This window comes from Bradyrhizobium sp. LLZ17 (assembly GCF_041200145.1).
Taxonomy (GTDB): domain Bacteria; phylum Pseudomonadota; class Alphaproteobacteria; order Rhizobiales; family Xanthobacteraceae; genus Bradyrhizobium.
In genome coordinates this window covers 326,196-339,417 of record NZ_CP165734.1, presented here as the reverse complement: position 1 = coordinate 339,417, position 13,222 = coordinate 326,196, and the positions used below count along the sequence as shown (strand labels likewise).

At 64.4% G+C, this 13,222-nt stretch carries 12 protein-coding genes and 1 pseudogene; 7 read left to right on the top strand and 6 right to left on the bottom strand.

From position 1 onward, the window contains the following. Positions 1-22 precede the first annotated feature (22 nt). Positions 23-610: a TetR family transcriptional regulator gene (locus tag AB8Z38_RS01585; RefSeq protein ID WP_369722756.1), complete on the bottom strand. Its 588-nt coding sequence runs from the start codon at positions 608-610 to the stop codon at positions 23-25. Positions 611-1,161: 551 nt separating this feature from the next. Here AB8Z38_RS01585 and purB point away from each other — a divergent pair. Together purB and AB8Z38_RS01575 are read left to right on the top strand one after the other, a co-directional pair. Further along, positions 1,162-2,469 carry an adenylosuccinate lyase gene (gene purB / locus AB8Z38_RS01580; protein WP_369722755.1) on the top strand — a complete coding sequence of 436 codons (1,308 nt, stop codon included), beginning with the start codon at positions 1,162-1,164 and terminating at the stop codon, positions 2,467-2,469. Between the two features lie 130 nt (positions 2,470-2,599). Then, positions 2,600-3,772, top strand: coding sequence for a M20 aminoacylase family protein (locus AB8Z38_RS01575; RefSeq protein ID WP_369722754.1), 1,173 nt, complete (start codon positions 2,600-2,602; stop codon positions 3,770-3,772). Between the two features lie 110 nt (positions 3,773-3,882). On the opposite strand, the gene AB8Z38_RS01570 is transcribed toward AB8Z38_RS01575, so the two are convergent. The 3 genes from AB8Z38_RS01570 to AB8Z38_RS01560 form a co-directional block, all read right to left on the bottom strand. After that, on the bottom strand, positions 3,883-4,182 hold the full coding sequence (locus tag AB8Z38_RS01570) for a helix-turn-helix domain-containing protein (RefSeq protein ID WP_369722753.1): 300 nt from the start codon (positions 4,180-4,182) through the stop codon (positions 3,883-3,885). Beyond that, entirely contained in the window at positions 4,179-4,496 is a 318-nt protein-coding gene (locus AB8Z38_RS01565) for a type II toxin-antitoxin system RelE/ParE family toxin (protein WP_369722752.1), read from the bottom strand. Before AB8Z38_RS01565 ends, AB8Z38_RS01570 begins: the two co-directional genes overlap by 4 nt. An 88-nt stretch (positions 4,497-4,584) precedes the next feature. Then, positions 4,585-6,492 (bottom strand): acyl-CoA synthetase, encoded by a 1,908-nt coding sequence (locus AB8Z38_RS01560; RefSeq protein WP_369722751.1) that lies wholly within the window; start codon positions 6,490-6,492, stop codon positions 4,585-4,587. Positions 6,493-6,745: 253 nt separating this feature from the next. Here AB8Z38_RS01560 and AB8Z38_RS01555 point away from each other — a divergent pair, with 253 nt between their 5' ends. Beyond that, positions 6,746-7,822, top strand: coding sequence for a preprotein translocase subunit SecD (locus AB8Z38_RS01555; RefSeq protein WP_369722750.1), 1,077 nt, complete (start codon positions 6,746-6,748; stop codon positions 7,820-7,822). Positions 7,823-8,084: 262 nt separating this feature from the next. Beyond that, positions 8,085-8,891, top strand: coding sequence for a Crp/Fnr family transcriptional regulator (locus AB8Z38_RS01550; RefSeq protein WP_369722749.1), 807 nt, complete (start codon positions 8,085-8,087; stop codon positions 8,889-8,891). 27 nt (positions 8,892-8,918) lie between these two features. On the opposite strand, the gene AB8Z38_RS01545 is transcribed toward AB8Z38_RS01550, so the two are convergent. Continuing rightward, a complete protein-coding gene (locus AB8Z38_RS01545; RefSeq protein ID WP_369722748.1) occupies positions 8,919-9,560 on the bottom strand; it encodes a glutathione S-transferase family protein in 642 nt (213 codons plus the stop codon). A 152-nt stretch (positions 9,561-9,712) separates the two neighbouring features. Further along, positions 9,713-10,264, bottom strand: coding sequence for a cytochrome b (locus tag AB8Z38_RS01540; protein ID WP_369722747.1), 552 nt, complete (start codon positions 10,262-10,264; stop codon positions 9,713-9,715). 176 nt (positions 10,265-10,440) lie between these two features. Here AB8Z38_RS01540 and murI point away from each other — a divergent pair, with 176 nt between their 5' ends. From murI to AB8Z38_RS01525, 3 genes and pseudogenes are all read left to right on the top strand, one after another. Beyond that, positions 10,441-11,238 (top strand): glutamate racemase, encoded by a 798-nt coding sequence (gene murI / locus AB8Z38_RS01535; RefSeq protein WP_369722746.1) that lies wholly within the window; start codon positions 10,441-10,443, stop codon positions 11,236-11,238. Positions 11,239-11,300: 62 nt separating this feature from the next. After that, positions 11,301-12,073, top strand: a pseudogene (locus tag AB8Z38_RS01530) (HpcH/HpaI aldolase/citrate lyase family protein). Between the two features lie 195 nt (positions 12,074-12,268). Beyond that, positions 12,269-13,036 carry an acyltransferase gene (locus AB8Z38_RS01525; RefSeq protein ID WP_369722745.1) on the top strand — a complete coding sequence of 256 codons (768 nt, stop codon included), beginning with the start codon at positions 12,269-12,271 and terminating at the stop codon, positions 13,034-13,036. Positions 13,037-13,222: the final 186 nt, after the last annotated feature.

The window sequence follows — 13,222 nt, the reverse complement described above, 5'->3', positions numbered from 1 at the left end:
GAACTGATGGGAGTTGGTCGGTCTAGGCGGCTTGAAGCCCGCGCAAGAGCAGCGCAAGCGTCGCATCGACGCGCGCCGGCAGGTCCGCATCCTTCCACTCACCGGCATGGGCCGGATGATGAAAGCGGACCGTCGCATCGAAGATTGCGCGCGCGGTGGCCTTGGTGTCGGCAACGTGGAACACGCCCTGCTTCACGCCGTCGGACAGGATCGCCGTGATCTGGTCGATCATCGTGTCCTTGTGACACCTCACGGCCGCGCAGGCTTCGCGTGCCAGTGTCAGATAGGTCTCGAACATCTCGGGGTCGTCGAGCACGCGCGAACGTTTGGCGGCGAACAGCGTGCGCAGCCAGCGTTCGAGCCGCGCCGGGGCCGGTCCCTGCTCCCCGGCGATTTGTCGCAGCGGTGCGTCGATGCGGTCGAGCCAGCGTTTGGCAACGGCCTCGCGCAGCGAAGCCTTGCTCGGGAAATGGCGATAGACGCTGCCGTGGCTCACATCGAGTGCACGGGCAACGTCAACGACGGTGGCCTTGGCAAGTCCGTAGCGCCGCAATACGTCCTCGGTCACTTCGAGGATCCGCTCCGGCGTCAAGACAACCACTTCGTTCATGCCAGCACCATCTTCCCGTTGAGGGCTCAGTTACCCGGCGATGGAGCTGCTTCCGAAGCGCCCCTGCCGGCCGTTTCGGAAAGCTCTCGCCTCAATGAGGCAGTTTTGCAGCCTGCGCCGCGATCTGGCGCGCCACCAGTAGATTGAGCCAGTGCCCAATCGTCCCGGTCAAATTGATGATTTCGGTCGTCATTGTCGTAAGTCTCCATTGATCCACGGGTCCCTCTCTTCAATTCGTCCCTCGATCCGCACTTTCGGACGTCAGGGCTTCCGGGGGTGGCCGCGAGACGCCCAAATCGGAGCGTCCGGGAACGGATATACACGTCCCGCTGACAGATTTCAATATCTGTCATTCAATGATCCGTGATTGACAGTTAATTTCTGATCCGCCGCGTCAGGCGAGAAGCCGAGGCTTGTGAATAGCCCGGCCATCCCCCGCTACCTTGCCTGCGCCGTTTGTTTCGCCCTCCCCCCCTCTGCTAAATCACGGCGTAAAAAGCATTTTGGCCGGTGTCCCCTGGGGCGCCCGCCCACCTCTTTGGAGCCGTCACATGATCCCCCGCTACACCCGTCCGGAAATGGCCTCGATCTGGGAGCCGCAGACCCGGTTCAAGATCTGGTTCGAGATCGAGGCGCATGCGGCTGACGCGCTGGCCGAGCTCGGGACGATCCCCAAGGAGGCCGCCAGGACGGTCTGGGCCAAGGCCAAGGATGCCACTTTCGACGTCGCCCGCATCGACGAGATCGAGCGCGAGACCAAGCACGACGTCATCGCCTTCCTGACTCACCTCGCCGAGATCGTCGGCCCCGAGGCGCGCTTCGTGCACCAGGGCATGACCTCCTCCGACGTGCTCGACACCTGCCTCAACGTCCAGCTCACCCGCGCCGCCGACCTGCTGCTCGCCGACCTCGACAAGGTGCTGGCGGCCCTGAAGAAGCGCGCCTTCGAGCACAAGATGACGCCGGCCATCGGCCGCAGCCACGGCATCCACGCCGAGCCCGTCACGTTCGGCCTCAAGCTCGCTTATGCCTACGCCGAATTCTCGCGCGCGAAGGAGCGCCTGATCGCGGCACGCAAGGAAGTCGCGACCTGCGCCATCTCCGGCGCGGTCGGCACCTTCGCCCAGATCGATCCGCGCGTCGAAGCGCATGTCGCCAAAGCCATGGGGCTGGTGCCGGAGCCGATCTCGACCCAGGTGATCCCGCGCGACCGCCATGCGATGTATTTCTCGACCCTCGGTGTCATCGCCGCCTCGGTCGAGCGCCTCGCGGTTGAGGTCCGCCACATGCAGCGCACCGAAGTGCTGGAAGCCGAAGAGTTCTTCTCGGAGGGACAGAAGGGCTCATCGGCGATGCCGCACAAGCGCAATCCGGTGCTGTCCGAAAATCTTACCGGCCTCTCCCGCATGGTGCGCGCCTATGTGACGCCGGCACTGGAGAACGTCGTGCTCTGGCACGAGCGCGACATCTCGCACTCCTCCGCCGAACGCATGATGGGTCCCGATGCGACCGTGACTCTCGACTTCGCGCTGGTGCGCCTTGCAGGCCTGATCGACAAGCTGCTGGTGTACCCCGCCAACATGCAGAAGAACCTCGACCGCCTCGGCGGCCTCGTTCATTCACAGCGCGTGCTGCTGGCGCTGACGCAGAAAGGCGCGAGCCGCGAGGACGCCTACAAGCTGGTGCAGCGCAATGCCATGCCGGTCTGGCGCGGCGAAGGCGATTTCCTTCAGCTGCTGAAGAAGGACGCCGAGGTGAAGAAATATCTCAGCGATGCCGAAATCGAGGAGCAGTTCGACCTCGGCTATCACCTCAAGCACGTCGACACGATCTTCAAGCGCGTGTTCGGGGAGAGCTGATATACTTGTCATTTCCGGGGCGCGCGAAGCGTGAACCCGGAATCTCGCTCTACAATCTCCGGATTCCGGGTTCGATGCTTCGCATCGCCCCGGAATGGCGACAAAATTCAAAACAGACGGGATCCGCCCCATGCCCATCGTCAATCGCATCGCCGCCCTCTCCGACGAAATGGCCGCCTGGCGTCATGACTTCCACGAGAACCCGGAGCTGCTCTACGAAGTCCACCGCACCGCCGGCATCGTCGCCGACCGCTTGCGTGAATTCGGCTGCGACGAGGTGGTGACGGGGATCGGCCGCACCGGCGTCGTCGGCGTGATCCGCGGCCGCAAATCCGCCTCCGGCAAGACCATCGGTTTGCGGGCCGACATGGACGCGTTGCCGATCATGGAAACCTCCGGCGTAGCTTATGCCTCGAAGGTCCCTGGCAAGATGCACGCCTGCGGCCATGACGGGCACACCGCGATGCTGCTCGGCGCGGCAAAATATCTCGCCGAGACGCGCAATTTCGACGGCACCGCTGTGGTGATCTTCCAGCCCGCGGAAGAAGGCGGCGGTGGCGGCAAGGCGATGGTCGAGGACGGCATGATGGCCCGCTGGAACATCCAGGAGGTCTACGGCATGCACAACATGCCCGGTCTCGCCGAAGGCCATTTCGCGACCACGCCCGGTCCGATGCTCGCGTCCTCCGACAACATCCAGATCACCGTCCACGGCAAGGGCGGCCACGCCGGCGCCGGTCCGCACAAGGCAATCGACAGTGTGCTGATCGGCTCGCAGATCGTGGGCGCGCTGCAATCGATCGTCGCGCGCAACGTCGATCCGCTGAAATCGGCCGTGATCTCGATCACGCAATTCCACGCCGGCACCGCCTTCAACATTATTCCGGAGACTGCCGAGCTCGGCGGCACCGTGCGCACGCTCGACCCCGAGGTGCGCGATCTCGTCGAGCGCCGGATCGGCGAGGTCGCCGACAGCGTCGCCCGCGCCTATGGCGGGTCGGCCGAGACGAAATACACGCGGATGTATCCGGTGACGATGAACCATGCCCGCGAAGCCGGCGTTGCCGCCGACGTCGCCCGCGACATCGTCGGCGCCGAGCGCGTCAACGACAAGTTCGTTCCGATGATGGGCGCCGAGGATTTCTCGTTCATGCTGGAGGCCCGTCCCGGCGCGATGATCCTGGTCGGCATGGGTGACGGCAACGAGTGCCACCATCCGTCCTACGTCTTCAACGACAACATCCTCGGACACGGCGCGTCGTTCTGGGTGCGCCTGATCGAGACGACGATGCCGGCGGGCTAGTGTCGGTCTCGTAGGGTGGGCAAAGCGGAGCGTGCCCTCCACGAAGGTATCTTGAGCAAAGGTCAGCACGGCGCCTCGCGCCTTTCGATCACGTAGCTTGGTGTCGAGTGTCAGCGTGACGCTGGTTCGAGGCTGATACGCAATTTGTGACCGGTGGCCTCGGCGTAGCGCTCCAGCGTGCGCGTCGATGGTTTGACGCGCCCGCTCTCAAGCCGAGATACGGCACTCTCTGTCGTACCCATGCGGCTTGCGACTTCCGCCTGAGAGAGATGAGCACGGGTGCGCGCCCGGATCAGGGCGTCGACCAGTGCAAATTCGCTCTCAAGCGCATCATAGGCCCTTTGGTAAGCGGAATTGCTCTTCATACGCCGCGCGTGAATGGCCTCTGCTTTGATGGTCTTCGATCTCATCTCACTTCCTTCGCTCGCTGTCTGGCCAGGTCGAGTTCACGGTGCGGCGTCTTCTGCGTCTTTTTGACGAAGATGCGGACAATCACCACGCGCTGCCCGGCCGCAGTCACAAAGATGGCGCGCGCTATGCCATCCCTGCCAGTGACCCGCAATTCCCAGAGCTTATCGCCGAGCGGTTTCACCCAATCGCGGGGCAGGTTAAGGAGCCCATGCTGCCTAATCGTATCTGACATGCGGGCCAAACGCGCCTGCATGTCCACAGGCAGCGCCGCTTCCTCATCAGCTGCTGCCGGAAGGTACTCAACGGACCACATTAGCGGCAGCTTAGCAAAAATGCTAAGTCCTGTCTATTTGCTATTTTTCGATGGCGTGGGATGAGCGTCAAAGGCGCTCCGCACTCACCTACGCCTGCACCACCTCATGCCGCATCACGAACGGCGCGAGCAGCGCGTGCACCTCGTTCGCAACCAGCTCGCGCTGATCGGCCGGCAGGCCCGCCAACGTCACGGTCGCGATCGAGCCGTGGCTGCCATGGGCACCGACCTTGACCTTGCAATCGATGCCGCGCGCGATGAGCGGCGTCAGCACTTTCGTGAACACGCGCTGCGCCGCGTCCCAGCGCAATTGCGGCTTGAACACCTTGCCGACGCCGGTGACCGGCATCGGATCGATTGGAATGACCTGCACGGGAACAGCGGCGCGCTCGGGCGTGCGCTCGCGCACCCACGTCTCGAGCTCGCCCGGTTCGACCGTCGCGCCGGGCTTCAGCTGCACGTATCCGACTGGCAACTCGCCGGCGTAGGCGTCGGGCTGGCCGACCACCGCGGCAAAACCGACGGCGGGATGGCGGAACATGATCTCCTCGATCGGCGCCGGATCGATGTTGTGGCCGCCGCGGATCACCAGGTCCTTGGCGCGGCCGGTGATCCAGAGATAACCGTCGGCATCGAGCCGGCCGAGATCGCCGGAATTGACCCAGACCCCGTCGACGAAGGCGCCCTTGTTGTGCTCGTCGTTGAGGTAGCCGCCGAACACGCCGGGCCCGGCCATGATGACGACTCCGATCTCGTCGGGCGCGCAGTCGCGGATCAGCCGGCCGTCGGCATCGAGCTGCACGATGCGCACGCGCGCATAAGGCATCGGCAAGCCGACCGAGCCGAGCCGGATCGGCCGCGACGGATAGGCCAGCGTGTGCACGCTCGAGGTCTCCGTCATGCCGTAGACCTCGACCACCGGCAGCTTGAGCTTGTCCTGGATCGCCGAGCCCACCGCGACGGGGATCGCCGAACCGCCGCCGGCGGCATATTTCAGGCTGGAGATGTCGGCGGTGCCCGGCGGCACCGCAAGCGTCGCGGCAAGCACCGTCGGCACGCTCGACAGCGCCTCCGGCTTGAAGCGTTCGACCAATTGCCAGATGTTCTTTACCGAATTCGGATTGCGCCATCCGCTCGGCGACAGCACGACCAGCGAGCCGCCGGCCGACAGCATCGTCAGCACCTGGGTCAGCGATCCACCGACGTGAAACAGCGGCATGCCGAACAGCAGATTGGCGCCCGGCTTCGACTTCAGCAGCAGATCCAGCGCCCAGGCCTGATAGACCTGGTTGGCATGGGTGTGCCGGACCAGCTTTGGCGTGCCGGTGGTGCCGCCGGTGTGAAAGTAGGCCGCGATGTCGTGGCCCGCGATCTTGCGCCCGCTGACCAGCCGGTCCGGGGGCTGCTGCTTGATCAGGTCGTTGAAGGCAAAGATGCCGTTCGCCGGATCGCCGCCGCCAAACACCTGCACGATCGCCTTGAGGTGTTTCAGTTGCGGCCTGACCTGCTCGACCTTCTGCCAGATGTCGGCGCCCGGCATCGGCCCGAGCGCCACCAAAATCTTGGTTTTCGCGGCTTCCAGAATCTCCACCAGCTGGTGCGGCTCGAGCAGCGGATTGACGGGATTGGCAATGCCGGCGGCCTCGGCACCGAACAGCGTCACGAACGCGTCGGGCACCAGCGGCAGCATGAAGCTGATGACGTCGCCCTTCTCCGCGCCGAGCGCGTGAAACATGTTGGCGGCCTGCGTCACGCGCGCAATGAAATCGCGATGGGTGACGACGACGGGCACGTCGGCGGGATCGGCGTTTTGCAGAAACTGGATCGCCGCCCCGTCCGGGTTGCGCGCCGCGCCAAGCCGGATGGCGTCATAGGTGCTCTCGGCCGCCACGCGATCTGCGTAAGGCACCTGCTCGAAGGCGCGAACCTCCGCGTCCGTCGCTAGCTCCGGATAGTCGTTGCCGATCAGTCGATCGAGCGCGTGGATGCCCGCCATGAAATTTCGTCCTCCCTCTATTCATGTCCTCAGCCCCTGTCTTTTGACGTTGATTCAGGCGAGGCTTCGACCGGACCGGCAGCGCCGCTGGCAACCGGTCGAACGGAGACAGAATGATGGATGATTTGGCGTTCGTCCATTCCTTAACGGCTGCGGCGATGCGGCCAGATCCAACCGCCCTTTGAACCTCCCTGCTCGGCAGCGGGACCAAAGACTGGCGGCCAGCGCCCTGCCGCAAGACGCGAGGACATCCATGAGCACGCCCCTGCGGGACCGCATCACCCGGCTGATCGCCACGCTCGCCGTTGCATCGGCGATCGCCCTGCCCCGCGCTGCCGCCGCCGAGGACACGCAACTCGACAAGATGCGCGCGAAGATCGCGTCGTTCGTCGGCAGTTTGATGGAGAAGCAGGGCGGCTCACGCATCATCTACAAGGTCGACAGCGACGCCTTGCGCGATGTGCTGGTTACGGACTTGCGGGACGACGTCTATAAGGCCCTCAAGGAGAGCCGCACGGCATTTTCGGCCCTCAAGGTGAGCGAGGGCAGCGTCGAAGTAACCATCGCGGACGCCAACAGCCGGAGCCAGCTCGTGCGCAAGCTCACGACGGATGCAGCGCCCCCACGCTCGCTTAAAGTGACCGACGGCGGCGACGGCCTGCTCAGGCTTGCGCCGGCGGATGCCACTTTCGCCCGCCAGCAGCATGATCTGGTCGAAGACGCGATCGCGATGGTCGAGCAGCGCCTGAAGGATTCCGGCGTCAAGCTCGCCAGCGTGCAGCCGGACGGGACCGATCGCATTCGCATCTTCCTGCCGGGTGTGATGGACCCCGAGCGTGTGACCGCGGTGTTCGCCAGGAAGGTGCGCGTCAGCTTCCGCATGGTGGACACCACGATGCCGGCGGAACAGGCCGAGCTCGGCACGCCGCCCGCGGGCTCCGAGGTCCTGTTCGGATTCAAGGAGAAGCGCGCCTATCTGGTCGCGAAGGACAGCGCGCTCGACGGCGACGACATCATCTATGCCGGTCCGGGTTTTGCGACCGGGACCAAGGATCCGGTCGCCTCGTTCCGCTTCAATGGACGGGGCACGCGACGCTTAGCCCACGTCACCGAAGAGAACATGGGAAAGCCTTTCGCCATCGTCCTCGACGACAAGGTGATCTCTGCCCCCGTGATCCGCGAGCCGATCACCGGCGGCTCGGTCCAGATCTCCGGTAATTTCACCATGGAGGAGGCCAACAGCGTCGCCATGCTGCTGCGCGCCGGCGCTCTGCCGGGCCGTCTGGCCCTCGTCGAGCAGCAGATCGTCCAACCTGTCAGCAAGCCGTAGGGCTGATCTCGCCGGCCGTCCCATTCGTCCCGGCGGTCTTGCCGGGGCTTCGCGGGCGGCCCGTGCGCTCGAAAGCCCGAATCACGGGCGCGTTCGGCCATACCCGCAGCGAACGGACAATTGCCCAAAGCGCCGTTCAGGCTAAAATTTGCCTCTTGCGGCAGGGCGACCGAACATTCCATTCAAGCGGTCGTCGTTCGATTTCGGCTATACCTGCCGAACATGCCGACCAGGACTGAAGGCCTCACGCGGGGACAATACCATGCCGTCCGGCAGCGCAGACATTTCGTCGATCCTCGACCGCATTCTCGACGCGGCAACCGACAACCTCAGGATTGCGAAGATCCTGGTCCAGATGGGCCTTGATCCGAACAACGTCACCTACGACGCGATCTTCAATCGGTTGCTGGAGATATTTGTCCACAACATCACTCTGGCCAATATGTTCGCCACGGTCGGCGCCGGCTTCTTCGTCGCCACCCTGTTGATGCGGACGATGGTGCCGCTGCGCGTCGCCAACATGATCGGCTGTGCCTTCTTCGCCATTTTCGGTGCGCTCTCCGCCAATGTCTCCACGTTCGTCCTGTACCTGCTGCTGCTCCCGATCAACGCCGTGCGCCTGCGGCAGATGCTCAAGCTGGTCAAGAAGGCGCGACATGCGGCCGAGGGCGACATGTCGATCGAATGGCTCAAGCCGTTCATGACCGAGCGCAAATATCGCCGCGGCGACACGCTGTTCAAGCTGGGCGATCCAGCCCACGAGATGCTCCTGACCGTCACCGGCAAGTTCCTGGTCAAGGAGATCAACGTCGAGATCGGGCCCGGCGCGCTGATGGGGGAGCTCGGCTTCCTGACGCCGGACAACCGGCGCACCGGAACGATCGAGTGCATCGAGGACGGACAGGCGCTGACGATCACCTATGACCGGTTGCTCGAGATTTACTTTCAGGATCCGCAGTTCGGCTATTATTTCCTGGTGCTGACCAGCCAGCGTCTGCTGCAGAACATCGAGCGCTTGCAGACGCAGCTCGCGACCGAGCGGGCTGCGACCACGAACAGGATCGCGTGAACCGGCGCCGCGGTCCGGCGCAGCGACTCAACTCAAGAGCAGCGCCATGCCGGGATCGCCTTTCTCCATCGCGCGCCGATACGCCGGCCGTGCGCCGATCCGGGCGAGATATTTGACCACGTTCGGGCAGCGCGCGAGATCATAGGGCTGGAAGTAGCGCATCGTGGTGAGCGAAAAGACGATCATGATATCAGCTGTGGTGAATGTGCTTCCCGCCAGATAGTCGGCATAGCGCACCCGCGCATCGACCAGATCCAAGGCGCGGTCGACGCGCGCCTTGGTCGCGGCCAGCATCGGATTGTCTTCTGCGAGCTTGAGCCGGTTCAGGAGCATCAGCCGGCCCATGCCGGCCTGCAGCGTGCCGTTCGCGAAGTGAAACCAGTACAGGAATTGCGCGAAATCGGGATCATCGGCGCGGAGCAGGAGACGGCCGTTGCCGTGCTTGGCCATGATGTAATCGACGATGGCGCCGGATTCGGCGAGCACGAGATCACCGTCGGTGATGACCGGCGCCGCCCCGATCGGATGCAGCGCCTTGTAGTCGGGCGGCGCCAGCATGGTGATGGAATCGCGCGCGTAGTGCTTCAGCTCGTAGGGAAGTTCGAGCTCCTCGCAAAGCCAGACGATACGCTCGGACTGGGACTTGCCGAGGTGATGGACGGTGAGCATAGCGTCTCCCTACGATCGTAAATTAGATCAGTCGTGATGCTGTATCATACTCCGTCATTGCGAGCGCAGCGACGCAATCCAGACCGCCTCAGCGGAAAGATTTCTGGATTGCTTCGCTACGCTCGCAATGACGATGTGGAGAGAGCGCGTCACTACCCCACCTCGTCTGTCACCATGCGCGCCACGACGCGGTCGCGGCGGATGAAGTGGTGCCAGAGGGCTGCGATCACGTGAACCGCGATCAAGACCAGCAACACATAGGCAAAGAAGATGTGGCGCTCCTCGTAGGCGTCAGCTGCCGCCTTGTCCGGAGAGGTGAATTGCGGCACGTGAAACAGGCCGAAGAAGTCCGAGTAATTGGGCGAGCGCGCGCCGGAATGCGCCCAGCCCAGCATCGCAACCAGGATGACGACGAGATAAAGCGCGCCATGGCTGACATGGGCGGCGATCTTCTGCCACCGCGAGGTTTCGGCCGGCATGGCCGGCGTCGGGTTGAAGGCGCGCCAGACCAGGCGGATGATCGTGAGCAGCAGGATCGAATAGCCGATATCGGCATGGATCGAGCGATAGAAGAACTTGTCGGGACGCGCCGGGATGTGGTTCATCCACCAGCCGAAGGCGATGGTCCCGACGATCGCCAGCGCCAAAATCCAGTGCAGCCACCGGGCGACACTGCCCCAACCGGCATTGGTATTTCTGATCATGTCAGCTCCCCCCAAAGAACTTGCGGGTGCCCCAGAACCGCAGCGCGACATCACTGCTGATAACGGGAATATGCGGCGATCACGAAATGGAATAGTTCCAAAATCAGCCTCCCAGGCCGCCGCCGCAAAACGGCCCTAAAAACCGAATGGTAACCATGCAGTGATAGGGTGACGGCGTGACTTATTCCCCGACGATCCTGGTATTCGATTCCGGCCTAGGCGGGCTCACGGTGCTCCGCGAGGTCGTGGCCGCGCGCCCCGACGCGCATTATGTTTATGTTGCCGACGACGCCTTCTTCCCGTACGGCCACCATAGCGAGGACGAGATCATCGCCCGCGTGGTGCCGCTGATGGGCGAGCTGATCGGCACGCACGATCCCGATCTCGTCGTCATCGCCTGCAACACCGCCTCCACCCTGGTGATGTCGCACCTGCGAGCCGCCTATTCCGTGCCCTTCGTCGGCACGGTGCCGGCGATCAAGCCGGCTTGCGCGCAATCGAAGAGCCGCCGCGTCTCGGTGCTCGGCACCAAGGGCACGGTGAAACGCGAATACACCCACGCGCTGATCCGCGATTTCGCGCAAGGCTGCGAGGTGACGCTGGTCGGCTCGCCCGAACTCGCTTCGCTCGCCGAACGCGAGCTCGGCGGTCAACCGATCAGCGACGGCGACATTCTCGCCGAACTCGCGCCCTGTTTCGTCGGCGATCCCGCGGACGCAGGCGCGCGCACCGATACGGTGGTGCTCGCCTGCACGCATTATCCGCTGCTGCTCGACCGGTTCAAGAAGCTGGCGCCCTGGCCGGTGGACTGGATCGATCCGGCGCCCGCGATCGCGCGCCGTGTCTCCGATGTGCTCGGACCGCCCAGCAGCGGCATCGCGCAGCCGGGAGCCGAGATGATCTTCACCTCGAACCGCACGCACGGTCTCGCAGCGGCACTGACGCCGTTCTTCGGCGGCCGCGTGCTCGCCTGACTTTGCGGCTCTCCGGCGCGCTGCTAGGCTCCGCCGTCGCCATCTCCCATTCAGGTCATCCCATGTCGGTCCCGACTCCGCCGCTGAACCGTCTCCGCCAGCTCTGGCGCGAGGGGCGCCCGCCTTCGGCGCGATCGCGACCATCCCGAGCGTGCAGACGGTGCAGATCATGGCGCGCTCGCTCGACTGGATCATCGTCGACCTCGAGCATGGGCCGATCGGGCTGACCGAAGCGCATGCGATGATCGCTGCCACGACCGGCACGCCCTGCACGCCGCTGGTGCGGATCGCCGCCAACGAGCCATGGCTTGCCAAAGCTCCGATGGATATCGGCGCCTTTGGCATCAATTTTCCGATGATCACCAATCGCGCCGATGCCGAGAAGGCGGTGCGCAGCGTACGCTACCCGCCGCGCGGCGATCGTCTGTGGGGTCCCTTCCATGCACCGTTCCGCTGGGGCCAATCGATGCCGGATTATATGGCCAGCGCCGACGACGAGATGATCTGCATGATCACGATCGAGCATGTCGACGCGGTCAACTGCATCGACGAGATCATGGCCACGCCCGGCATCGACGTCGCAGTGATCGGTCCCGGCGATCTCGCCACCTCCATCAACAAGCGCGGCCAGATGGACGATCCGGAATTGCTGGAGCTGATCGCGCGCGCCGAGGCCGGCATCCTCAAGAGCGGCGTCCCGATTGGCGGGGTCGCCCGCACCCCAGACCAGGCCAACGCGTTGATCGACCGCGGCTACCGCGCCATCGCGCTCGGCTTCGACTGGTCGCTGTTCCAGCGCGGCATCATGGCGGCGTTCGAGGGGATCAGGCGCTGAGCGGTCCCAAACCTGCGGCATAAGTCATTGATATAAGTTAGATTTTTTGTCGACACCGGAATCAAGCCGTTTGCCTCGCCGTCCCCCTGATGCGGCGAACCGGCCGGCCCCAAGCGGGTTGGTTCATGCTAAAGCACGCAGCGCGCGGGCGGCTCCTCCCCGCACTTATTTCAGCCTTGCCGGAACCGGAGAACGATGCGCGGTCAACCAAACAAGATTTCGCTGCCGCGTCGCCTGATTATCGACCTCATGCGCGCCTCGATGGGTGTGCCGTTCGTCTCGCTATCCCGTTCCCTCAATATCCGTCCGCTGCTCGAGGCCCGCGCCGGGGCGGCTGCCCCGGCCGGCTGGGCCGCGATGTTCGTCAAAGCCTTCGCCCTGGTTGCGAGGGATGAGCCGGTCCTGCGCACCGTCTACGCCAAATGGCCATGGCCGATGCTCTACGAGCTGCCGAAGAGCGTGGCGCTGGTGGCCGTCGCCCGGGTCGAGGGCGGCGAGGAATGCGTGATGCCGCAGCAGATCGCGGCTCCCGAGACCATGGCGCTGGCCGCGATCGATGCCGATATCCGGCGCGCCAAGACGGCACCCATCGACGAGGTCCCGATGTTCCGCAAGATCATGCGGGCAACCCGCCTGCCGCTGCCGCTGCGGCGCCTGTCCTGGGCGATCGGCCTGAATTTCGGCCGGCAGCGCGGCAACTGGTTCGGCAGCTTCGCCGTGAGCTCGGTGGCCGCCTATGGCGGCGGCGAGCTTCACCCCATCACCCCCGGCCCCTTCATCGTCAGTTATGGGGTGGTCGAGCCGGACCAGACCATCCAAGTTGTGATCCGCTGGGACCACCGCGTGACCGACGGCGCCCCGATCGCCCGGGTCCTGACCCGGCTGGAACAGGTCCTGAACACTGAAATCGCTGCCGAATTGCGCGCAACCGGCCCAAAGCCGATCCGGGCCGTCGGGACCTGATTTCGCGGCTATTCGCATTGACAGAACGGGCCAATCTCCCCTAAAAGCCGCTTGCTCGCGGGCCGATTTCGGCCCGCGAATTGTTTCGCGACCCGTGGTCCTGCCCTCTATGCTTTGGGGATCGGACCTGTCGGTGCCGGGCTTGCCCGTCACACAGGAGGGCGCGTTTCCTCAAACCGTGAACCC